The 21,439-nt window shown below is 56.3% G+C and carries 22 protein-coding genes; 16 read left to right on the top strand and 6 right to left on the bottom strand.

Annotated features, from left to right (window positions below; all coding sequences use genetic code 11):
• Positions 1-37: 37 nt before the first annotated feature.
• The gene (locus tag NQZ67_RS18780) at positions 38-1,441 is read right to left on the bottom strand and encodes a GNAT family N-acetyltransferase (RefSeq protein ID WP_257448916.1); all 1,404 of its coding nucleotides are present in this window, start codon (positions 1,439-1,441) and stop codon (positions 38-40) included.
• 294 nt (positions 1,442-1,735) lie between these two features.
• On the opposite strand from NQZ67_RS18780, the gene NQZ67_RS18775 reads away from it, so the two are divergent.
• Genes NQZ67_RS18775 through NQZ67_RS18760 form a run of 4 tightly spaced genes read left to right on the top strand, consistent with a single transcriptional unit; the run spans position 1,736 to position 4,364 of the window.
• A complete protein-coding gene (locus tag NQZ67_RS18775; protein ID WP_257448914.1) occupies positions 1,736-2,278 on the top strand; it encodes a histidine phosphatase family protein in 543 nt (180 codons plus the stop codon).
• Entirely contained in the window at positions 2,275-2,829 is a 555-nt protein-coding gene (locus NQZ67_RS18770; RefSeq protein WP_257448912.1) for a TlpA family protein disulfide reductase, read from the top strand. Before NQZ67_RS18775 ends, NQZ67_RS18770 begins: the two co-directional genes overlap by 4 nt.
• Entirely contained in the window at positions 2,826-3,218 is a 393-nt protein-coding gene (locus NQZ67_RS18765; RefSeq protein ID WP_257448910.1) for a ribosomal maturation YjgA family protein, read from the top strand. Before NQZ67_RS18770 ends, NQZ67_RS18765 begins: the two co-directional genes overlap by 4 nt.
• 48 nt (positions 3,219-3,266) lie before the next feature.
• Positions 3,267-4,364, top strand: a complete 1,098-nt coding sequence (locus tag NQZ67_RS18760) for a threonine aldolase family protein (RefSeq protein WP_257448908.1) — start codon at positions 3,267-3,269, stop codon at positions 4,362-4,364.
• A 66-nt stretch (positions 4,365-4,430) separates the two neighbouring features.
• Here the strand turns inward: NQZ67_RS18760 and NQZ67_RS18755 are convergent, their stop codons facing one another.
• From NQZ67_RS18755 to NQZ67_RS18740, 4 genes are all read right to left on the bottom strand, one after another.
• Positions 4,431-4,655, bottom strand: coding sequence for a hypothetical protein (locus NQZ67_RS18755; protein WP_257449154.1), 225 nt, complete (start codon positions 4,653-4,655; stop codon positions 4,431-4,433).
• A gap of 81 nt (positions 4,656-4,736) precedes the next feature.
• On the bottom strand, positions 4,737-5,108 hold the full coding sequence (locus tag NQZ67_RS18750) for an iron chaperone (protein WP_257448906.1): 372 nt from the start codon (positions 5,106-5,108) through the stop codon (positions 4,737-4,739).
• A 134-nt stretch (positions 5,109-5,242) separates the two neighbouring features.
• Entirely contained in the window at positions 5,243-6,556 is a 1,314-nt protein-coding gene (locus NQZ67_RS18745; protein WP_257448904.1) for an ammonium transporter, read from the bottom strand.
• A gap of 6 nt (positions 6,557-6,562) precedes the next feature.
• Positions 6,563-6,928 (bottom strand): P-II family nitrogen regulator, encoded by a 366-nt coding sequence (locus NQZ67_RS18740; RefSeq protein WP_257448902.1) that lies wholly within the window; start codon positions 6,926-6,928, stop codon positions 6,563-6,565.
• A gap of 438 nt (positions 6,929-7,366) precedes the next feature.
• On the opposite strand from NQZ67_RS18740, the gene NQZ67_RS18735 reads away from it, so the two are divergent.
• From NQZ67_RS18735 to thrS, 5 genes are all read left to right on the top strand, one after another.
• Complete coding sequence (locus tag NQZ67_RS18735) at positions 7,367-7,801, top strand: YciI family protein (RefSeq protein WP_257448901.1); 435 nt, start codon at positions 7,367-7,369, stop codon at positions 7,799-7,801.
• Entirely contained in the window at positions 7,798-9,057 is a 1,260-nt protein-coding gene (locus NQZ67_RS18730) for an RNA polymerase sigma factor (protein WP_257448900.1), read from the top strand. The genes NQZ67_RS18735 and NQZ67_RS18730 overlap by 4 nt, the downstream gene beginning before the upstream one ends.
• Positions 9,058-9,160: 103 nt before the next feature.
• Positions 9,161-9,604 (top strand): YciI family protein, encoded by a 444-nt coding sequence (locus NQZ67_RS18725; protein ID WP_257448898.1) that lies wholly within the window; start codon positions 9,161-9,163, stop codon positions 9,602-9,604.
• Complete coding sequence (locus NQZ67_RS18720; protein WP_257448896.1) at positions 9,601-9,942, top strand: DUF1801 domain-containing protein; 342 nt, start codon at positions 9,601-9,603, stop codon at positions 9,940-9,942. Before NQZ67_RS18725 ends, NQZ67_RS18720 begins: the two co-directional genes overlap by 4 nt.
• Positions 9,943-10,783: 841 nt before the next feature.
• Positions 10,784-12,697, top strand: coding sequence for a threonine--tRNA ligase (gene thrS, locus NQZ67_RS18715; RefSeq protein WP_257448894.1), 1,914 nt, complete (start codon positions 10,784-10,786; stop codon positions 12,695-12,697).
• A gap of 93 nt (positions 12,698-12,790) precedes the next feature.
• On the opposite strand, the gene NQZ67_RS18710 is transcribed toward thrS, so the two are convergent.
• A complete protein-coding gene (locus tag NQZ67_RS18710; protein ID WP_257448893.1) occupies positions 12,791-13,648 on the bottom strand; it encodes an ROK family protein in 858 nt (285 codons plus the stop codon).
• A gap of 142 nt (positions 13,649-13,790) precedes the next feature.
• On the opposite strand from NQZ67_RS18710, the gene wsfD reads away from it, so the two are divergent.
• The 7 genes from wsfD to NQZ67_RS18675 all read left to right on the top strand — a co-directional run bounded on the left by wsfD (position 13,791) and on the right by NQZ67_RS18675 (position 21,403).
• Positions 13,791-15,218, top strand: coding sequence for a glycan biosynthesis hexose transferase WsfD (gene wsfD, locus NQZ67_RS18705; protein WP_257448890.1), 1,428 nt, complete (start codon positions 13,791-13,793; stop codon positions 15,216-15,218).
• A 212-nt stretch (positions 15,219-15,430) separates the two neighbouring features.
• Positions 15,431-16,990: a spore germination protein gene (locus NQZ67_RS18700; RefSeq protein ID WP_257448888.1), complete on the top strand. Its 1,560-nt coding sequence runs from the start codon at positions 15,431-15,433 to the stop codon at positions 16,988-16,990.
• An 11-nt stretch (positions 16,991-17,001) separates the two neighbouring features.
• Positions 17,002-18,189, top strand: a complete 1,188-nt coding sequence (locus tag NQZ67_RS18695) for a Ger(x)C family spore germination protein (protein ID WP_257448886.1) — start codon at positions 17,002-17,004, stop codon at positions 18,187-18,189.
• A 17-nt stretch (positions 18,190-18,206) separates the two neighbouring features.
• Positions 18,207-18,416 (top strand): hypothetical protein, encoded by a 210-nt coding sequence (locus NQZ67_RS18690; protein WP_257448884.1) that lies wholly within the window; start codon positions 18,207-18,209, stop codon positions 18,414-18,416.
• Between the two features lie 31 nt (positions 18,417-18,447).
• Complete coding sequence (locus tag NQZ67_RS18685; RefSeq protein WP_257448882.1) at positions 18,448-19,569, top strand: GerAB/ArcD/ProY family transporter; 1,122 nt, start codon at positions 18,448-18,450, stop codon at positions 19,567-19,569.
• Positions 19,570-19,757: 188 nt separating this feature from the next.
• Positions 19,758-20,552 (top strand): ABC transporter ATP-binding protein, encoded by a 795-nt coding sequence (locus NQZ67_RS18680; protein WP_257448880.1) that lies wholly within the window; start codon positions 19,758-19,760, stop codon positions 20,550-20,552.
• Complete coding sequence (locus tag NQZ67_RS18675) at positions 20,552-21,403, top strand: ABC transporter permease (RefSeq protein WP_257448878.1); 852 nt, start codon at positions 20,552-20,554, stop codon at positions 21,401-21,403. The genes NQZ67_RS18680 and NQZ67_RS18675 overlap by 1 nt, the downstream gene beginning before the upstream one ends.
• Positions 21,404-21,439: the final 36 nt, after the last annotated feature.

Genomic DNA, 21,439 nt, shown 5'->3' with positions numbered 1-21,439 from the left:
CCGCCATTCCGCTTTGGCCTGTTTCATTCATCACGGCCTAACTAAGCTCCCTCACAATCTCCCGGTCGTTACGTTCGATCTCCCGAAAGTCTAGAGACGCATAGAGCCGGGCGGCGCGTTCGTTCTCGGGTCTATGGCCGAGACGAATGCGATCGCAGCCGTGCTTCTCCTTCATATGGCGGAGCAGCTCCTCCATGGCCGCGCGGCCCAATCCCAGGCTCTGATACCGGCGGTCGATGACAAAGGCCATAACCCAGTAGCTCCCGTCGTCGGGATCCGCCGCATAGACGGCAAGGCCGACCAGCCGACTCGCCGCATAGATGGCAAGAGGCGTCATTCCGCAATAAGCGGACTCCGCAAGCCAATAAACGAGAGGAACAGGGAATATGTTTTTCTGCTCCTCCGTTACTTCAATCTGGGTACAGGCATACCAGTTGCCCGCATCGACGGGGCGCAGCTCTACCGCCGGCCGAAGGCGCGTACGTATGCGATCGCATGCTTTCCTAAGCTTATCGTATAGCGTAGCCGCCCACTCCGGCGCGGTATCGGCCTCGAAGCTATCCAAGCTTCGAAGCAGCCTAGCCAGGGTATAGAAATTCGCAAACCTGCGGAATACGGGAAGCAGCTCCTCGCAGCGGCTGTCGAGCGGCCGAACGGAGCGATAACCCGTTAGGAACCGCTCCAGCTTTCTCGCTGAAACGGCATCGACTTCATCCAGCAAATCGGCTGCCGCCGAAGCGATATCCATCGCATGCCAGTGGACGATCGCATCATCGAAATCGATGATGGTGAACCGCATGAGGTGATCGTCATAGAAGACGTTATCCGGCTGAAAGTCGTAATGGATGACACCGAACGCATCGGGACCCGCGGCCAGCTCGGATAATTCCGACAGGAGCCGCTCCAGCTCAAGCAGCAGAAGACGATCCTGCGGACTGTGCTCCAATGATGCAGCGGCCAAATCCAGCGCATCCCGCCAGCTTCCGCGCACGGCTTCGCACGGTTCGTACGCCTCGGAAAGCTGGTGCAGCTTAGCCAAGGCTTCTCCCCAGCGGAGCAGGTGCTCATCGGACATCTCCTCAAGCGGGAGGCTTCGACCTTCGGCTTCTTCGAATACAACTCCGTAATAACGGCCGTGCGCCGTTTCCGCCGTCTCGATGCAGCCGCCCCTCATGGAGCGTACGGGCGCCGCGGCCGGATAACCCGCATCGATCAGATACCGGACGTACTCCAGCTCGGCTGCAACGTTTTCAAGCGTATTATCCTTCTCGTGAACAAAACGCAAGTAGCGCCCTTTGCCCGAAGCTTCGAACCGATACACGAAATTGCTGCTGGCGCGCCAGAGCGTCAGTGTGCCTTCGTCATGCTCCCAGCGCTGCAGGAGCAGACGCGCTGGCTCATCCTGCGCCATTCCCCGAACCATGTTGACTAAATTCATCATTGGCTGTATGCCTCCCATGTCCATCTGAGAGGCCGAACAAGCTTAACTTCGGCAGCCTCTCGCGGACTTTTTTGTATGTGTAACGTGATTCAAACATCATCACTCCTTTCGTTTCGTGTAACGTAGTAGAGCAAAACCGCATCGGAAGCATTCGCTTATCGTAGCAGGGCGTCATTCAGCCCCCATGAGCATTGTCGGTTCCGCGGAGATTTTCTTCAAGGGAACAATTGGTTTAAATCGAAGTTTCTTCTATACTATTAGGAGGTGTCTGATAGTTTCGGAGGAGGAATAGGCTTGATCTACGTCGTGCGTCACGGACAGACCGATTGGAACAGAGAGGGCAGGCTTCAGGGGAGAAAAGGGCTGGAGCTTAACGAAGAAGGCCAGCGGCAGGCGGAGGCCTTGCGCGAGAGGCTGGGTGCCGTCGCATTTGATTACGTGTATTCGTCGCCGCAGGCAAGGGCCGTTCAGACGGCCGAGTTGGCAACGGGAGCGAAGGCGGTCATTGACGGCCGGTTAGACGTCTTTGACTTGGGAGAGGCGGACGGCCTACATCGGAGCGTGGTCCGGTTAGCCGGAGCTATTCCGGATCCTAACGTCTACCCAGGCGTAGAGGATATTCAGCGATTTATGGGGCGCGTGTTTTCGTTCATGCAGGAGCTGGAGAAGAAGCTCGCAGGCGAGGAAGCGAACATTCTGATAGCCGGTCACCGCTGCACGACGGGGGCGATCGGCGCTTATTTCGAAGGGCTGCCGGCGGACGGCAACATTCTGAAGCTTTCTTCGGGCAACGGGGATTACCGCATTTACGATTTCGAAGGCAGGATGAGAGCATGAAAATGAAGCTGCTTTATACGGTGTCCGGGTTATTGGTTGTGGCATGGTTAGGCGCTACGGCTTGGATCGTCTTTCAATTCGTGGAGGGTCGGGAAACCCCCGAAGTGCTTGAACAGGTTAATACGGTTTACGGGGGCGAAATGACGGATTTCACGCTGGAGGATCAGTTTGGGGAGCCTATGGATGTCTCCATTGCGTCGGGTAAGCCAAAGCTTATTAATTTCTGGACGTCATGGTGCCCGGGCTGCCAGGATGAAGCCGATGATCTGAACCGAATCTACGAGGAATACAAAGACGAGATCGAGATCATCTCCGTCAACGTGACGACGAGCGACACGATGGAAGATGCGATGGATTTTATAGAAGAGTACGACGTGCAAATGCCCGTTTTATTCGATTTGGATGGTGAAGTTTCAGGGATATACGACATCACTTCGATACCGACCAATTATTTCGTCCGGGCGGACGGAACGATCGAGCATATTACGTACGAGCTGACGGAAGACAATGCCGAGCCGTTCCTGCAAGAGCTTCTGGAGAGCGGCAGATGAATCGCCTGCTCCGAGACAGACTTTTCTACGCCGGAGCGACACTCGTCGTGTTGATTGCGGGTCTGGCATCCCGGGTATGGGCAGACCGCTTGCCGGCGTTCGTCGCCTCCCATTTCGGGGATGCGCTTTGGGCGGCGATGATCTATTGCGGGATAAGAGTTTTGACCGCTAACAAGACAACGACGATCGCATTCGCCGCGAGCTTGCTGTTCTGCGCTGCCATCGAATTTAGCCAGCTATACAAAGCGGAGTGGATCGAAGCGTGGAGAGGGACTCTTCCCGGCTCCCTCATCCTCGGACACGGATTTCTTGCCGTCGATCTGATCCGGTATGCGGCAGGAATTCTAATTGTATATACCGTGGATCGTATCGTTTGCGCACGGCGTTAAACATTGCTACCATTAACCATACATCACGTGAAAGAAGGAATACGCATCATGACTAATGGTTCATTATCGGAAATATACGCGAAGGCTGCCTATCCGCTGCTCGGTCATGGCAAGAGGAACGTTCAGGTGCTGAAGGAAGCGCTTGAGCAATACGAGGGCGAGCTGGACAGCGATATGTACGGATCGGGCAAGGTCATCGAGAGCTTTCAGGTTAAAATGGCGGACATCCTGGGCAAAGAAGCGGCGGTGTTTTTCCCGAGCGGAACGATGGCGCAGCAGATCGCTTTAAGAATTTGGAGCGATGACCAAGGCAGTAAGAAGGTCGCCTACCATCCGACAAGCCATTTGGAAATACACGAGCAGGACGGCTTGAAGGAGCTGCATCATTTGGAGCCGACTTTGCTTGCCGACCGGACCCGTCCTGTCCTTCTGCAGGATCTGCGCGAGATGGAGGAGACGCCGGCCTGCGTGCTGCTGGAGCTGCCGCAGCGGGAAATTGGCGGACAGCTGCCCGAATACGCGGAGCTGGAGGCGATGTCGGCGTTTTGCCGCGAACGGGGAATCAAGCTTCATCTGGACGGCGCCCGGTTGTTCGAGGTGCTTCCTTATTACGGGAAGACGGCGCAAGAGGTTTGCGCGTTATTTGACAGCGTATATATTTCGGTCTATAAAGGAATCGGCGGCGTGGCGGGAGCGATTCTAGCCGGGGACGTTGGCTTCGCGGAGCAGTCGAAGATTTGGAAGAGGCGCCATGGCGGCGATTTGATCAGCTTGTATCCTTACATCCTGGCGGCCGATTATTATATGGAGAAACGCCTGCCGCTAATGGGGCGTTACTACGAGGAGGCCAAGGAGCTGGCCGCTTATTATAATGGCTGCCATGCGTTAAAGACGATACCGCGGGTGCCCGTGTCGAATATGTTCCATGTCCACTCTGATCTGGACAAGGAGCAATTGGAAGCGGCAATCCTGGAGGCGACGCGGGAGACGGGTGTCGGATTCGCTTCGTCCATCAGGGAACGTGAGGGCGGAGGCTGCTACTACGAAGTAAGCATCGGCGACCGTTATGCGGAAGTGCCGCAGAACGCGCTTCAGCAAGCGTTCCAAGCACTGGGCCGCAAGCTGCGGCATACAGCGGAGCTTTAATTTCAATCTATCAAACAGGCTGCCCATCGCGCGATGGGCAGCCTTTCTTTTTTGAGATAGGGTCGATTAGTAAAGAGGACCCGGCATTGCGCAGCCCGGGAAACCGTTAATATCCCGTACGGATTGGAACGGATACTGTTTGGCGGCGAACTGGCTCTGGTACAGATATTCCTGCAGCACGACGTGTCCGCCGCTCAGACTGCACAATACGCCGGTTACGCCTTGCCCGTTCATTAGCGAGAGGCCGACGGGCTGCCCGACAAGTCCTGTTGCTTTCGCATACCATGGCATTTGCAGCAAGTCATTCACCTCCAGGGCCATTATATGTAGGGGCTCGCGGAGGCGGAACGGAAGCTGTGAATGAAGCTGCTACTATTTCCGCCAAAAAGTCGTACAGTCGGCCTTGTCCTGAATATTAAACTCGATCATTTGCTCAAGCAAAGCGAAATCAACCGGACGATTCCAAGGAATGCGCACCAGCTCCTTCGTGTGATCATAGCCGGCCTGAACGATTGCGTCGGAGAACCGCTCGATTCCTGCTTTCTCGGGGGCGACGGCCATATGCTTCTTGGCCATGCTGAAGCCGATAATGAAGGTGTCATGATCGGTGAACATGGGCTGATTCCACGCTATTTTTGGTACTAGATTTGGAAATCTTTCGGCCACGCGGCCAAACACTTCTTCCATCCGCTCGCGATGATCCGGGTTATCGATACGATCTAAATAATCGGCAAAAGCCTCCATGTGTTTCCCTCCTGAAAGTGTTCCGGGCATTCGTCATTAATATGATAGCAGTGGGACTAGGCGGATACAAGCTTCGGGCAGGGGGCGAAAAAAAAGGATTCTCGGACCGAAAAGTCCGAAGAATCCCTTAAGGGTTATTTACTCAGCTTGATAGCCGCGATCGGCTCGGCTTGCTTGATCGTAACGCCTGTCGTCGCTTCGAAATCGTACATCGCTTTGGCTGTTTCGGAGAACCGGTCGAGCTCGTTGTATGCCGGGATTCCATGGTAAGCCATGTCGAGTCCTTCCTCCTCTTCTTCCGTCGAGGCGCGAAGGCCGACCGTCGCTTTCGCGAGATAGGCAATGCCGATGCCGCCCGCGAAGCCCCACACCAGGATGACCAGGACGCCAAGCGCTTGCGTGCCGAGAAGGGCAGCTCCGCCTCCCGTGAACAAGCCGCCTTGCGAGTCGAATAAACCAACCGCTAGGGTGCCGAACGCTCCGTTAAAGCCATGCACGGCGACCGCGCCGACCGGATCGTCGATCTTCAGGCGGTCAATGAACAGCGTCGCTCCGATGACGATGAGTCCCGCCGCCGCGCCGATAAGAACGGACTGCCATTGATTGACGTAAGCGCAGCCCGCCGTTATGGCGACGAGTCCGGATAAGGCGCCGTTCATTACCATGCTCGGATCCGTCTTGCCGAACTTGAACATCGTGAACAGCATGGAGGCGGCTCCGCCGGCCGCGGCGGCAAGCATCGTATTGAGCGCGATGGAGGAGAGCATGCCGTCGCCCGCGTTCAGCGTGCTGCCCGCGTTGAAGCCGAACCAGCCGAACCATAACACGAACACGCCGGCGGATGCGAGCGGAATATTGGACGGCGCGAATACGTTAACGCTGCCGTCGGTGTACCGGCCTTTGCGCGGGCCGAGGATCCATGCGATGGCAAGCGCCGCCGACCCTCCGAGCAAGTGGATGACCGCGGAGCCCGCGAAATCCTTCATCCCAAGCTGAGCCAGCCAGCCATCCGCGTTCCATACCCAGTGGCCCGACACCGGATACAGAAACAAGGTAAGGAAGGCCGCGATAAGTACATAGGCTTTAAAATTCATCCGTTCCGCAACCGCGCCGGACACGATCGAGATGCATGCAATCGCGAAGCCGAGCTGGAACAGGACATAAGCGGCGGGAGGGAGCTCGATGGCAAGCTGAATCTTCTCCGGAGAGCCGAACAACGAGGTTCCGATGAAGCCGCCTGCGTCGTCTCCGAACATGAAGCCGAAGCCGACCGCCCAGAATGCGAGCGCGCCGATGGTCAAGTCGACAAAAATTTTCATGGTGACGTTCACCGCGTTTTTGGTGCGGACGAGTCCGGCCTCCAGCAAGCTGAACCCGCCTTCCATGAAGAGAACCATGGCCGCCGCGAGGACGACCCATATCGTATTTAAATGAATCGCTTCTACCATGACCGTCTACCCCTCTTCCTTAATCGGGCGAAGCTCGTCGATCGACTCGTCGATGACGCCCGTCCGAATGTTGTAGGCTTGCTCGACCGACGTGATAAAAATTTTGCCGTCGCCGGCCTCGCCGGTCTGGGCGGCCGAGATGATCGCCTGCACGGTTCGCTCGACCATGAAGTCGGAGATGACGATCTCCATTTTCACTTTCGGGTGCAGGCTCATCGTGAAGTTGCGGCCGCGGTATATGCCGCTTCGGTCCTTCTGCATGCCTCGGCCCACGACTTGATTGACCGTAAAAGCCGTTACGCCGATCCCGTGCAGCGCTTTAATCGTATCGTGAAGCTTCTGCGGTCTTAGAATCGCTTCGATTTTTTTCATGAGGACAACCTCCATGGCATCTTTTATACGCCGAACGCTGTGTGTTTCACACAAACGATTGTATATAATGTACAATTTATATGTAACAATATCTCACATCATTAACTATTCGTCAATATATGAGTCTGAAATGTAAAAGAAGATTAATATTTTTGCGGAAATTCATTTTTGGTGTTAGTTAACGTGTCATGTGTGGATGGTGAAAGATTCGGAGGCTAAGCCTTGAAGGCCTTTTGTAGAATGGACGCTCATGACTTCGACATTTCCCGGGGAATAAATGGCAAATCTGCGATTGTCGACGGTAAGGCATACCTTTCCTCTCAAAAATTGCTATATACTAGTTTATAACGACTGTCGATTTAGCCGAGTTTGAATCGTCGTAAAGGTGTAGGCGACATGAGAAGCCTTAAACTAATTGTTCCCGAGGAGGATTTAAGAATGAAATTTATGATGATCGTGAAAGCGACAAAGGATTCGGAAGCGGGGGTTATGCCAAGCCATGAGCTGTTGGAAGCGATGCAGCGTTATAACGAGGAATTGGCGAAGGCGGGCGTGCTGCTGGCGGCGGATGGTCTTCATAGCAGCGCGGGCGGCATTCGCATCTCGTATCCGGAGCCCGGCGGCAAACCGAAGGTAGTAGACGGGCCATTCGCGGAGACGAAGGAAATCATCGCCGGCTACACGCTGATCGAGGTGAAGTCGAGGGAGGAAGCGATAGAATGGGCGCTTCGGATGCCAGATCCGCATGGCAACGGCGAAGGGCAGATCGAGCTGCGTCAAGTGATCGAACCATTCGAATTGACGCAGGACGATGATGCGAGGTCCAGATTGATTTCGCTCCAGGAGGAGCTGGACAGGGCTAAACGCCAGTGAGCCGTTCATCAGCCGGGCGTACGATTGACGCGATATGGCGGATCGAGTCTCCTAAGCTTATTGCCGGATTAACGCGCATGGTTCGGGACGTCGGTCTTGCGGAAGACCTGGCGCAGGATGCGCTCGTTATCGCTCTGGAGAAGTGGCCGGAGACTGGCATTCCGGACAATCCGGGCGCGTGGCTGATGACGACGGCCAAACGCCGGGCGATCGATCTCCTGCGCAGAGAGAAGACGCGGGACCGTAAATACGAGGAGCTTGGCCGGATAAGCGACTTATATACCGAAGAGGACGTAGACGCGAAATTAGACGGGGAGATCGGCGACGATCTTCTGCGTCTGATCTTCGCGACCTGCCATCCCGCATTGTCCCAGGAAGCGCGCGTCGCGCTGACCCTGAGACTGCTGGGAGGATTAACGACGGAGGAGATCGCCCGCGCCTTTCTGACGGCGGAATCCACGATCGCCCAGCGGATCGTGCGGGCGAAGAAGACGCTGAGAGAGGCGCGCGCGGCTATCGAGGCACCGACGGGGCGGGAGCCTCAGGAGCGGCTTGTGACGGTGCTGGAAGTCATTTATCTCATGTTCAACGAAGGATACACAGCTTCTTCCGGGGGGCAGTGGTTCCGTCCGCTTCTATGCCAGGAAGCGCTGCGGCTAGGCCGGATGCTGGCGGAGCTAGCGTCATCCGAGCCGGAGGTTCACGGGTTGGTCGCGCTGATGGAAATTCAAGCATCCCGGTTCAAAGCGAGACAAAACGGGCAAGGCGAACCGATTCTGCTCATGGAGCAGAATCGCGCGTTATGGGACCAGCTTCTCATTCGGCGCGGTCTCGCCGCCATTGAGCGGGCTAGGGGGCTTGGGCGGCCGCTCGGACCCTACGCGCTTCAGGCTTCTATTGCTGCTTGCCATGCGCAGGCCATTGAAGCTGCCGACACCGATTGGGCGCGTATTGCCGCGCTTTATGAGGCGTTGTCGAGAGTTATGCCGTCGCCCATTGTCGAACTGAATAGGGCGGTCGCCATCTCGATGGCGTTCGGTCCGGCATACGGCCTTCAGCTGGTGGATGAGCTCGAAGGCGTGAAAGCGCTGAAGGAGTATCACCTGCTTCCAAGCGTTCGCGGCGATTTGCTGTTCAAGCTGGACAGAAGGGGAGAGGCGGCTGAGGCATTCAGGCGCGCGGCTTCCTTGACGCGCAACGAGCGGGAGAGAGAGCTGCTGCTGCGGCGCGCGGCCGAGTGCGAAGACCCCGAATAAAATATCGTGCGCCGCTGTCGATTGGCTCCGTATTCGTTCGTCGTAAGAGTAGAGACCGCAGATGCGGGACTTGGATCTGGACGGATGAAGGGAGAGGCAAAGCATGCGATTTATGATTATGTTGATGGCGACAAGGGAAACGGAGGCAGGGCTGCCGTTGCTCGTTCAGGACTCGGAGATGGATCGTTTCCATGAGCTGCTGTCGAGGGATGACGCGCTGATCGCCGCCGATCGGCTGATGCCGAGCTCGGCCGGCTTGCGGGTATCGTGCAAGCCTGCGGGAGAAGGTTGTACCGTGGAGGCAGGACCGTTCGACGAAGGTCGTATGCTGACGGAGGTTATGGTCGTAGAAGCGGATTCGATCGAGGAAGTGCTCGAGCGGGTCGTTGGGCTGGGGCGATTTGCGGGCGGCGGTGGATTGGAAGTCGAAATACGGGTGATTCGCAACCACGCCGCGCAGGTGGAGGATAGAAGCGCATCGGCGATGGAAGCCGAGCTGCGGGATCAGATGAGCATGCTGAACAATAGGAGAGGGGTAAAACTATGAATCAGGAAGTCGTTGATTTTATCGCTAATGTCAAGGAGCCTTGGCAATCGGAGCTGTGCCGGGAATTGAGGGACTTGGTGCATCGTGCCTTGCCGGACGCGACGGAGCGTTTGCAGTACAAGAAGCCGCATTTTCTGAGGAATGGCAAATACGCTGCCGTCATTTCGACGTCGAAGGACGCGGTGAGCTTTACCATTTTTAATACGGCCGAGTTGTCTTTGCCGGAGGGTCTGTTCGACGGTCCGCCGGAGCGGAAGACGATCAAGCTGAAGCAGGGGCAGGCTTTGGACGCGGAGCTGCTTGAATCGCTGCTTGCAGAGGCGGCTGCGGGTTTGTAAGGCTGCGCTTTGGGTGGTTCGGAGTAAATAAGTGTGCCAGGCACGTCTAAATGAGCTGGACAAGGTGGTTCGAAGCAAATAAACGTGCCAGGCACGTCTAAATGAGAAGGACAGGGCGGTGCGGGGCGAATAAGCGTGCCAGGCACGTCTAAATGAGAAGGACAGGGCGGTGCCGAGCGAATAAGTGTGCCAGGCACGTCTAAATGAGCTGGACAGGGTGTTTCGGAGTAAATAACGGTGTCAGGCACGTCTAAATGAGATAGTCAGGGCGATGCCGGGCGAATAAGCGTGCCAGGCACGTCTAAATGAGCTGGACAGGGTGGGTCGGAGCAAATAAGCGTGCCAGGCACGTCTACGCTTGACGAGAGCGCCAAGACAGGCAGGCTCGGCTAGGAGGTTCATTTCCCGCCATGTCGCTCCATGTCGATGTCGACGTTCACGCGATAAACCATTGACGGCGTTAATGGTAAGCGGCATTCCCCCAGTTGACAGCAAATGGAACGCCGCATATAATGATTGAAAATTCGATACGCGAGCATTGACCGAAGACATGATTCCTTGTCAGGGCTGTTCAGAGAGAGAGGTCCAGGCTGTAAGCCTCTCCAGCGACCGGCAAGGCGTTACCCCTTCGCAGCTGCGCCCGTGAAGCCGCGGATTCCGTGTCCCGGTAGTAACAGGCGCCGCCTTATCCCCGTTAACGGATGCCGAAAGGATTTGTCCGCCTGCTGCAGACGGCCGGCGAATCGAATGAGGGTGGAACCACGAGCTGAACGCACTCGTCCCTTTGTGGAACGATGCGTTTTTTTGCGTTCAGTTATAACCATTTGAGGAGGTTTATGTCGTGGGGATTCAAGTGAAGCTGTCGGACGGAAGAATAAGGGAGTATGCGAAGGGGACGACAATCGCGCAAATCGCGGAGTCGATCCATGCGGGGCTGAAGAAGAAGGCGATCGCGGGTAAAATGGACGGAAAACTGGTCGATCTCAATTGGCCGATCGAGCGTGATTGCGAGGTGGAAATCCTCACGACGGACAGCGAGGAAGGGCTCGAGATCATGCGCCACAGCGCGGCGCATCTGATGGCGCAAGCGCTCAGACGGTTGTACGGCGGCCAAGCGGTGAAGCTCGGCATCGGTCCCGTCATCGAAGACGGCTTTTATTACGATGTCGATCTCGGGAAGCCGCTGTCCTCGGAGGAGCTCGTCCGAATCGAAGACATGATGCGGGCAATCGTGCGGGAGGATTTGCCGATCGTGCGGAGAGCGGTAAGCCGTGAGGAAGCGATTCGACTGTTCGAGGATTTGGAAGAACCGCTGAAGCTGGAGCTTATTCGCGAATTGCCGGAGGGCGAGGAAATATCGGTCTACGAGCAAGGTGAATTCGTCGATCTATGCCGGGGACCGCATCTTCCGTCCACGGGGCGGGTCAAAGCCTTCAAATTGCTTAACGTCGCGGGAGCCTATTGGCGGGGGAATTCGGAGAACCAGATGCTGCAGCGGATCTACGGCACGGCGTTCCCGAAGGAATCGCTGCTCGAGGAGCATCTCCGCATGCTGGAGGAGGCGAAGAAACGGGATCACCGGAAGCTGGGAGCCGAGCTCGATTTGTTCTGGTTCTCCGAGGAGGCGCCGGGCATGCCGTTCTACCTGCCGAAAGGAATGATCATCCGGACGGAGCTGGAGAACTACTCGCGGGACGTGCAGAGGGCGCTTGGTTATGACGAAGTACGGACGCCGGTCATGATGAACAGCCGGGTATGGGAGCAGTCGGGGCACTGGGATCATTACAAGGACAATATGTACTTCTCGAAGGTGGACGCCGCGACTTACGCGCTGAAGCCTATGAACTGTCCGGGGCATATGATGATTTTCAAAAGCGCGCGGCACTCGTACCGGGAATTGCCGATCCGATTGTCCGAATTCGGGCAGGTGCACCGGCATGAATACTCAGGCGCGCTAGGCGGCATGATGCGGGTCCGCACGTTCTGTCAGGATGACGCGCATCTCTTCGTAAGGCCGGACCAAATTGAAGAAGAGATTGGCGGAGCGATTGAAGTGATTGATCGCATGTACGCCGTATTCGGCTTCGCATACAAGGTCGAGCTGTCGACGAGGCCGGACGATTGCATGGGCTCACCGGAGCTGTGGGATCAAGCGGAGGACGCGCTCCGGAACGTGCTCGAGAAGCGGGGGATCGCGTATCAGCTGAATCCTGGCGACGGGGCGTTCTACGGGCCGAAGATCGACTTCCATATCCTCGACGCGCTGAAGAGGAGCTGGCAGTGCGGTACGGTTCAGCTCGATTTCCAAATGCCGGAGAAATTCGACCTGTCCTACATCGGTGAAGACAATCGGAAGCATCGGCCGGTCGTCATCCACCGCGCGATCTTCGGTTCCATAGATCGGTTCATGGGCATTCTGACGGAGCATTACGCCGGTGCCTTCCCGTTATGGCTCTCGCCTGTGCAGGCGAAGCTTCTGCCGGTGTCCGATCATTGCGCGGAATACGCGCTTGAGGTGAGAGGGCGGCTTGCCGAAGCCGGGATACGGGCGGAGGCGGACGTGAGGAGCGAGAAGCTGGGCTACAAGCTCCGCCAGGCGCAGCTGGAGAGGTCGCCTTATATTCTCGTGCTTGGCGAACGCGAGAAGGCGGACGGAACGGCAGCCGTGCGGAAGCGCGGAGGAGAGGGCCTGGGGCAGATGGTGATTGAGGAAATAATCATGCTGCTGCAAGGGGAGATCGCGGCGAGAAGGTAGAAGGTAGAAGGTTTCGGTCTCGCGCGAAATCAGAATTGAATTTTTGAAAAAATAGAGAAAGGCCATCCGGTCGGGATGGCCTTTCGTTGTCTATTAAGCCTTGTCAGGGGAGGAGATAAGCTTGCGAATCCATTCTCTCGCACCGAACGCTGTTACGTATTGGCTCGACTTCGGGGATGCGATCGAGCAGCATTTGAATAGTTCCGGAAGCGCGTGCGCCTCCAGCTTATTGATCGCTTCCTCCATGTAGCCGGGCAACCGTGCGGTGCTGCCGCCGATGACGAGGGCGTCCGGGTTATACAGATGGAGAAGATTGGCCAGCGCATACCCGAGGTAAGCGCCTGCTTCCCGGACTATGGCGGACAATTGCGCGTCGCCGTCCGCAAGCTTTTGCGAGATCGATGCCGCGTCCAATCCGGATTGATGCGCGATCGCGTATCCGCTTGCTAGCAGATCCAGCGGCTTGGGCTGTCCGTCCGCGGTCGTCATGATCATGTAGCCGAATTCTCCGCTCCAGCCTTTGGCGCCGAGAAGAAGGTCGCCGCGGACGACGACGCCAGAGGCGATGAACGTGTCGATCATAACGACGGCGATCGTGTCGCGATCCGGATAATGCGCGGCCTCGGCCAGCGTTGACGCCTTCGCGTCGTTAATGAAAGCGACGGGAAGTCCCGTCCGCTTCGCGAACAGGTCGGCCGTCGCGCCGCTCAAAGCGGGGATGACGTGACTGAGCTCGACTTTATCGGTGCCAACGACGAGCCCGGGCATGCCGATGCCGATTCCGCTAGGAACGTATGGAAGGTCGGCGACAAAATGTTCAACCTCATATACAATGTGCTGCAGCTCGCACTCTCTGCCTGTAGCGGCGGTGCGCACGATCAGGTCGTCCGGCCCGTCCGCCAGCATGGTCAGCCGTTCTGCGTCGATCTCTACGCCAATATAGCTATTCAATGGTCGAATCCTCCCCATCTCATATGGAATTAATAGGAGCAACGATACGGATAAATGCTAGCATGATTGCCCTCGATGTGGCAATCTATCTTTTTTATGGTAAATTAGTAGTGCGCTACTTTATGATTTGGGAGAGGTTAGAATGAAAAAATGGTTGACTGTCGAAAACGGATTTCTTCTTGCGGCGGCTGGAATCGTCATATCGCTGCTGCTCGCGGGGACGTTCGTCGGGGTAGCGGATAACGGCGATTTTCTGCGCATTATGGGGTCGATCGGCCTGGATTATTATGAGGAGGAGCCTTATGAAGACCGCTTCTTCCGATATGCGCATTCGCTGTTTGCTTACGATGCGTTCTTCCGCGGGTTCTATCCGTCGACGCAGCTCGTCTTGGTGGTCGTCGCGAGGAGCATCGGTTATCTGCTCAACGGAGAGGCGTTCGATGTTCGGGTGCTGGGCGCGATTTATGCCGTCATCTTGATCGCTGCCGGCTATGTGCTGGTCAAGCTCGTCCGGACTCGATCGCTTGCGGCCGCCATTGCGCTGGCCTTGCTGTTATTGTTCGTCTTTTTTGATATCGGTTATTTGGCGTATTTTAACTCGTTATTCGGCGAGCCGGTTTCCATGGTGTTTCTGCTGCTGACGATGGCGCTTGGACTTTATGTAGCCATGCAAGAAAAACCGTCGCGGAGGGCGTTGATTTTGTTTTCTGCGGCTGCCCTGTTCCTGATCGGCTCCAAGACGCAAAACGCGCCGGTCGGCGTCGGGTTCGCGCTTCTCGGACTGAGGTACGCGTGGCTGAGGGACGATAAGCCATGGCGCAGGCTGGCTCTGAGCTTGTCGGCCCTGACATTGCTTCTGTCCGTCGCGACGTATGCGCTTGCGCCCAAAGACTTTAAAGACATTAACACGTACCAAACGGTGTTTTTCGGCATTTTGAAGGATTCGCCGGACGTGGAGGGCGACTTGAAGGAGCTTGGATTGCCGGCGCGGCTGTCGGTGCTGGCGGGAACGAACTATTTTCAAGCGGATACGGCGATCAAGCAGAACGATCCTTCGCTCAAGGCGGATTTCTATGACCGCATTTCGCACGCCGATGTGCTGCTGTTCTATATGAAGCATCCGGGTCGTCTGATCGACAAGCTGGAATACGCCGCGAAATACAGCATGATTATCCGTCCGTATTACTTGGGCAATTTCGAGAAAGCGGAAGGCAAGCCGCCGGGTGCGCTGACGTACAAATACAGCGGGTGGAGCGAATTCAAGAAACACGAGGTGCCAAGCGAGCTGTGGTTTATCGCGTTGTTCTTCGTCCTGTATTTCGCCTTGGCGGCCTGGGAGTGGGCGAAGCGGAAGGACATGCGGTCGCGGACGGCGGTGGAGCTGTTCGTGCTGTTCGGCCTAACGGGGGCGTTCAGCTTCGCCATTCCGATACTGGGGGACGGCGCGGCGGATATCGCCAAGCATTTGTTCTTGTTCAACGCGGTGTTCGATATGATGGCGGTGTCGATGGCCGTGTGGCTGATTTATCGGGTGGTTCATCTTATTAATAGAAACTTAAAAGCTAAATGACCAAAAAAGAAACAGTCTCGATAGTCGCAGGGCGGCTATCGGACTGTTTTTTTTGTTGTCGGCTTGATTATGGAGCAGCGGAAAGCTTGTTGATTTCATCCATGACGGCAGGTCTCTATACGTGAGTGAGCCATCGCAAGCTCGGTTTATCGACATATTCCGATGGTCATAATGGGGAGAAGAAGATCCCATCTTAGAAAGTGGCGAAGCTCATGCACCGAAACTCAAACGTTCAGCCTCGCTCGAATGAGGATCCGTATTGGAAGGAACTCGAGGCCGCCGCGATCCATTCGACTGCGGAAGTCAATCTGGCAAGGCTGAAGAGGGATATGGGAGACAGCGACGATCTCGTGATCAGGCCGATAAGGCATCCGAAGTCGGGCAATACGGCGGCCGCTGTCGTCTACATCGACGGCTTATCGGACTCCGCGGCCATTAACCTTTATATTTTCGACGTGCTGGGAACCTCTCTTGTCAGCCGAGAGGATGACCCGGAGTGGATAGGCATTCAGCCGAATCTTGAGGAGGCGGCCAAAGAGCTGCTCGTTGGTCTCGGTTCCATAGAAAGAGTCCATCAATTAGGGGATCTATACCGGAATTTGCTGTCTGGCGAAGCGGTTATTCTTATCGATGGAGTCAGCTTTGCGTACCGCGCGGATATTCGGAAGTGGAAGGGCCGCGAAGTGACCGAGTCCACGAACCAGACGTCGGTTCGAGGTCCTAGGGAGAGCTTCACGGAAACGCTGCGCGTCAACACTTCGCTTCTGAGAAGGAAGATCAAGGATCCCCGTCTCTGGCTCGAAACGATCGAAATCGGACGGATGACGAAGACCCAGGTGACGATCATGTACGTGAATGGCCTCGCCAAGCCCGCGGTCATCACTAATGTGCGCACTCGTCTGCAGGCTATCGATATCGACGGCGTGCTGGATAGCGGCTATCTGGAGGAGTTGATCGAGGATGCGAAATATTCCTTGTTTCCGACCGTTTACAACTCCGAGCTTCCGGACGCCGTCGCCGCGCAGCTGCTCGAAGGCAAGGTCGCGATCGTGGTGGACGGCACGCCGAACGCCCTTGTCGTTCCAACGGAGCTGTCCGTATTTTTTCAATCGGCGGAGGATTATTACCAGCGCGCGATTTATGCCAGCTTGCTGCGTTTGCTGCGTTTCGGGACCGTGTTCATCTCGCTTCTTTTTCCTTCGTTATATATCGCGATTACGACGTTTCACCGCGAGATGCTGCCGGCCTCGCTGCTCTTCAGTCTGGCCGCTCAACGCGAAGGCGTGCCTTTCCCCGCTTTCGTCGAAGCGCTGGTAATGGAGGTTACGTTCGAAATATTGCGCGAAGCCGGCCTTCGCATGCCGCGGGCGATCGGGCAAGCCGTCTCCGTCGTCGGAACGCTTGTCATCGGACAAGCGGCCGTAGAAGCGGGCATCGTCTCGGCCGCGATGGTCATCGTCGTATCCATTACGGCCATCTCGACCTTCACGCTTCCGTCTTACAGCATGTCGATACCGGTTCGGATTCTTCGTTTCGCTTTCATGGCGGCCGCGGCCACCTACGGCTTGTTCGGCATTATACTCGGCTTGTTCGTGCTGTTGCTGCATCTCTGTTCGCTGCGTTCGTTCGGCGAACCCTTTATGGCTCCGCTGGCTCCTTACAACGCGGCGGAGATGGAGGATACGATAATTCGGATGCCGAGATGGTTATCCTTCAAACGGCCGAACACGTCCTTATCCGGCGGCAGCAGCCGGATCCGCAGGCGCAGATAGGAGGAAACGCCGTGTTCGTACGCAAAATGGTCCTCGTGCTTTTGTGCATGCTGGTATTGTCGGGCTGCTGGAGCAGAAGAGAGCTCAACGACCTCCTAATCGTGCTCGGCGTAGGAGTGGATTGGGAGGATTCGGAGTATCTCGTCTCGTTCCAGGTGGTCAATCCGAGCGAGATATCGGCCCAGAACAAAGGCGGAGGAGAGCGTCCTCCCGGCACGCTTTATCAGGGCAGGGGCAAGACGGTATTCGAAGCGGCAAGAGCTGTGACGGCCGAGGCGCCGCGCAAAATGTATTTCGGCCATCTGCAGCTTTATGTCGTGAGCGAAGAACTGGCCAAGAGGGGGCTGAACCGCTTCATCGACAACGTGCTGAGGGATAACGAATTGCGTCTTGATTTCAATCTGGTTGTAGCCAGAGGCGCGCGGGCGGGCGATATTCTGAACTTGTACACGCCGGTAGAGAAGCTCCCGACCTTCAGCATGCTGCAGTCCCTGCGCACGTCCGAGAAATCATGGGCTCCCACCGTCTCGGTGACGATGGACGAGGCGCTTGACCGTCTCTCCGGCCCGGGATACGAGCTGGCTTTGACGGGGATTCAATTGGTCGGCGATCCGGCGATAGGCGACACTCCTCGTAACGTGCAAACCTTCAAGGCGTCAAGGCGCTACCGTTATAAGGGCATTGCGTTGTTCAGGGGCGACCGTCTGGCGGGTTGGATGAATGAGCAGGAGAGCAAAGGGTACTCGGACATAACCGATAACCTGGACAGCACCTCCATCGAGCTGGCATGCGGCGAAGGCCGTTACCTGGGGGTGGAGGTCGTCTCCTCGAAGTCCAAGATCAGCACCGAGCTTAAGAATGGCGAGCCTTCGGCCGTGGTTCATATCCGGACGGAGGCGACGATCGTGGACCGGCCTTGCAGCGACGTGGATCTGACCGACCCCGCCACGATCGAGAGGCTGGAAAGGGAGTCGGCCGCGGTCATGCTCTCGAACGCGGAAGCCGCAGTCAAAAAAGCGAAGCGGCTGAAATCCGACGTACTAGGCATTGGCAATCAATTCGGCAAGGAGCATCCCGCTTTCTGGAAAGAAGCGAAGGATAGCTGGAATACCGATTACTTCCCAAGCCTCGATGTTGGGTTCCATATCGAGCTGTTCATCCGCAAGACGGGAACGACGTCGAATTCTACATTGAAATAATCGGGAGGGGCGAACGAATGGCTTCCTTAATCGGCGTGCTTGCGATTGCGGGCGGGGTCTTCTGGCTGGAGGCTCCGGGTCTGTTGAAACGAAAGCGCGTGAAAGAAATGGTCTGGTTCGTAAGCTTTCTTCTGATCGGTACCGGACTCTACGGAGCCTTAACGCTGGAAGCGAAGCTTCCGAATCCGTTCAAGCTGCTGGAAATCATGTTCGGTTGGGCGGCATGACTTTAATTGCCGCTTATGAAGGGGCAGGCTAATGAATCCATACGCAAACAAAAAAATAACCGTCAGGCAATTCCAAATCCTGATCATATTAGGTTTGATCGGAGACGCGATCTTGATCATGCCGACAATCACCGCGTCTTCGGCCAGGCAGGATGCTTGGCTGTCCATGCTCGTCGCGTATGCGGTCGGTATGCTGATCGGCGTTTTTTTTGCGCTGATTGCGAACCGGATCCGGCAGTCGGAGAGTCTGATCGCCGCTTCCCGCGAGGTGCTGGGACCATGGGGCGGGGGCTTCGTCGGACTCTTGCTTGTGTTTAATTTCTTCATGTGCGCTTTGTCGCTGCTTAGCGAGATGAGTCAATTCATGACGACGCAGCTTATGACGGAAACGCCGGTGAACGCGATCATCTTCGTGTTCCTTGCCGTCGTCATTCTCGCTTTCCGCTACGGCGTGGAGGTGTTCGCCCGCATGGGAGAACTGCTGTTCCCCGCTTTCCTCGTACTATTCGCGTTTCTGGTCGTTTTCCTGCTTCCGCAAGCGGAAGGGGATCGGCTAATGCCGGTGGCATCCGAGGGGGTGCTTCCGATCCTGAACGGCTCCGTTATGGCAATCTCGATCACTTTCATGGAGATGGTGGTTCTGCTAGCGCTCGCGCCGCACGTCTCCGGCAGCCGCGGGTTGACGAAGCCGATCCTGTCCAGCTTCGCCATCGGCGGTTTGCTGTTGTCAATCGTCGTATTGTTATGCGTCATGGTGCTGGGTCCCAACCTGATGGAGACCAAGCTATATCCTACGTTCGTGCTGGCGCAGAAGCTCACCATCGGCAACTTCCTGGAGAGGATGGAAGCGATCATCGCGTTTATGTGGATCATTACGGTTTTCTACAAAACGCTGCTGCTGTATTACGCGGCAGTCGCGGGGATCGCGCAGCCCTTGAAGCTGAAGGAAAATGTCATGCTGACGATTCCGATGGCGATGATCATGATGGTTTTCACGGTGACAAGCACGCCCAGCATAACCGAATACAGCTACCTGCTGGAGCGATATTATCCATGGTTTGACCTGACATTCTGCTTGCTGGTGCCTTCTCTGCTGCTCGCGGGGCTTCTAGTGAAGAAGAAGCACGGAGGGAATGCTGACTCGAAACCATAATTCATGTTAGGTAATATGACGAAAAACTTCTGCCCTCCATGCTCGTAAAGAGGAGTTATGTCACCTTATTAGAGCTTCTGCACAATAAACGCCTCCAATTTTAGCTATGTTATCTATTGTTCGCGCATTAATCGAATGTTAACATGTCATTAAATCTAACATCCAATTGTGCGAACAAGGAGGGCATCATGGGAGACAAAGAACAGGGTCACTTCGTAGCCTTTCACCACGTCGGCAAAATATATAGCACGGGCACGACCGCGCTTGCGGATGTTCATTTCGGTATCGGGGAAGGGGACTTCGTCAGCTTCCTCGGCCCGTCGGGCTGCGGCAAGTCGACGGCGCTTCGGATGGTCGCGGGGTTGGAGGAAGCGTCATCGGGCAGCGTACTCGTCGGCGGCAAGGAACCGAAGCGCGTTATCCGGGAGTCGAACGATATCGCGTTCGTCTTCCAGGAAGCCAACCTGCTGCCGTGGCGCACGGTGCTGGACAACGTCATTCTGCCGCTGGAGCTGAGGGGCGGAAGCATGAAGGAGCATAGAACCGAAGCGAAGCGAGTGCTCGAGATGGTCGGCTTGAAGGATTATATGAAGGCTTACCCGAGACAGCTGTCGGGGGGGATGAAGATGCGGGTGTCCATTGCCCGAGCGCTTGCCGCGAAGCCGAAGCTGCTGCTCATGGACGAACCGTTCGCGGCGCTCGACGAAATCACGAGGCAGACGCTCCAGATGGAGCTGCTCGACATCTGGCGGCGGGAGAAGATGACGGTGTTGTTCGTGACGCATAACGTGTTCGAAGCGGTGCTGCTGTCCTCCCGGATTGCCGTCATGTCGGCGCGTCCCGGCAGGCTGTCGACGATGATCGACGTTGAGCTTCCGTATCCGAGGACGCTTGCCATGAGAACGGACCGGTCGTTCGGCGAATACGTCGATCGTGCTTCCTCTTATTTGGAACACGGTTCGCTGCGGAAGGAGCTGGGATAATGTCGGTATCTACAGCGGAAACGATTCAAGCGGGAACGCTCGAGCCTGAGGTGAAGAAGCGCAAGGCCGATTGGCGTCAAACGTTTGTTCATTATTACCTGGGTCCGATTATCGCGTTCGTCGTGGTGACCGCGTTGTGGCAGCTCGTGCCGTCATGGCTTGGCATGAAGCCGTTCATCTTCCCGAAACCGACGGACGTGCTGGAAGCGGCCGTTCAAGACTGGAGCATCCTATGGGAAGCCGTACGCATTACGGTGGTCGAATCGGTTATCGGCTTTCTGCTCAGCGCGATTATCGGCATCGGCGTCTCGGTACTGCTGGCCAGCTCGCTTATTCTGGAGCGAAGCATCTATCCGTACGCGATCATTCTCCAGACGATACCGGTCGTAGCGGTCGCGCCGCTTGTCGTGATCTGGTTCGGCGCCGGCTACAATTCGATCGTGGCGATCGCCTTCCTGATCGGCTTCTTCCCGGTCATCTCCAATACGCTCATGGGGCTTAATTCCGTGGACCGCAGCATGGACGAATTGTTTACGCTCTACCATTCCTCCAAGTGGCAGAAGATGTGGAAGCTGAGACTGCCGGCCGCGATGCCGTATATGATGACGGGGCTGAAAATATCGTGCACGCTCTCCATCGTCGGAGCGATCGTCGGCGAATACGTGGCCGGAATCGGGGGCGGGAAGGGCGGTCTCGGCTACGCCATCACCATCGCGGCCGTCCAGATGAAAACGCCGTTCTTGTTCGCTTGCGGCATTGCCGCCGCCATTCTCGGCATTACCTTCTATCTCGTCGTCAGCTTGATCTCGAACCGGATACTCGGCTCCTGGCACGAGTCGGCGATGAAGTGAAGATAAATAAAGATACAAGTGGAGGAGAAGCGGATC

This window comes from Paenibacillus soyae, from assembly GCF_024623455.1.
GTDB classification, from domain to species: Bacteria; Bacillota; Bacilli; order Paenibacillales; family Paenibacillaceae; genus Pristimantibacillus; species Pristimantibacillus soyae.
This window is presented reverse-complemented; position numbering and strand designations above follow the sequence as displayed.

What these genes read in the sequence shown, in the direction of transcription:
- NQZ67_RS18780 (WP_257448916.1), bottom strand. Translation starts at nt 1,441, where the DNA reads ATGATGAATTTAGTCAACATGGTTCGGGGAATGGCGCAGGATGAGCCA.
- NQZ67_RS18770 (WP_257448912.1), top strand. Translation starts at nt 2,275, where the DNA reads ATGAAAATGAAGCTGCTTTATACGGTGTCCGGGTTATTGGTTGTGGCA.
- NQZ67_RS18765 (WP_257448910.1), top strand. Translation starts at nt 2,826, where the DNA reads ATGAATCGCCTGCTCCGAGACAGACTTTTCTACGCCGGAGCGACACTC.
- NQZ67_RS18760 (WP_257448908.1), top strand. Translation starts at nt 3,267, where the DNA reads ATGACTAATGGTTCATTATCGGAAATATACGCGAAGGCTGCCTATCCG.
- NQZ67_RS18755 (WP_257449154.1), bottom strand. Translation starts at nt 4,655, where the DNA reads ATGCCATGGTATGCGAAAGCAACAGGACTTGTCGGGCAGCCCGTCGGC.
- NQZ67_RS18750 (WP_257448906.1), bottom strand. Translation starts at nt 5,108, where the DNA reads ATGGAGGCTTTTGCCGATTATTTAGATCGTATCGATAACCCGGATCAT.
- NQZ67_RS18745 (WP_257448904.1), bottom strand. Translation starts at nt 6,556, where the DNA reads ATGGTAGAAGCGATTCATTTAAATACGATATGGGTCGTCCTCGCGGCG.
- NQZ67_RS18740 (WP_257448902.1), bottom strand. Translation starts at nt 6,928, where the DNA reads ATGAAAAAAATCGAAGCGATTCTAAGACCGCAGAAGCTTCACGATACG.
- NQZ67_RS18735 (WP_257448901.1), top strand. Translation starts at nt 7,367, where the DNA reads ATGAAATTTATGATGATCGTGAAAGCGACAAAGGATTCGGAAGCGGGG.
- NQZ67_RS18725 (WP_257448898.1), top strand. Translation starts at nt 9,161, where the DNA reads ATGCGATTTATGATTATGTTGATGGCGACAAGGGAAACGGAGGCAGGG.
- NQZ67_RS18720 (WP_257448896.1), top strand. Translation starts at nt 9,601, where the DNA reads ATGAATCAGGAAGTCGTTGATTTTATCGCTAATGTCAAGGAGCCTTGG.
- wsfD (WP_257448890.1), top strand. Translation starts at nt 13,791, where the DNA reads ATGAAAAAATGGTTGACTGTCGAAAACGGATTTCTTCTTGCGGCGGCT.
- NQZ67_RS18700 (WP_257448888.1), top strand. Translation starts at nt 15,431, where the DNA reads ATGCACCGAAACTCAAACGTTCAGCCTCGCTCGAATGAGGATCCGTAT.
- NQZ67_RS18690 (WP_257448884.1), top strand. Translation starts at nt 18,207, where the DNA reads ATGGCTTCCTTAATCGGCGTGCTTGCGATTGCGGGCGGGGTCTTCTGG.
- NQZ67_RS18685 (WP_257448882.1), top strand. Translation starts at nt 18,448, where the DNA reads ATGAATCCATACGCAAACAAAAAAATAACCGTCAGGCAATTCCAAATC.
- NQZ67_RS18680 (WP_257448880.1), top strand. Translation starts at nt 19,758, where the DNA reads ATGGGAGACAAAGAACAGGGTCACTTCGTAGCCTTTCACCACGTCGGC.
- NQZ67_RS18675 (WP_257448878.1), top strand. Translation starts at nt 20,552, where the DNA reads ATGTCGGTATCTACAGCGGAAACGATTCAAGCGGGAACGCTCGAGCCT.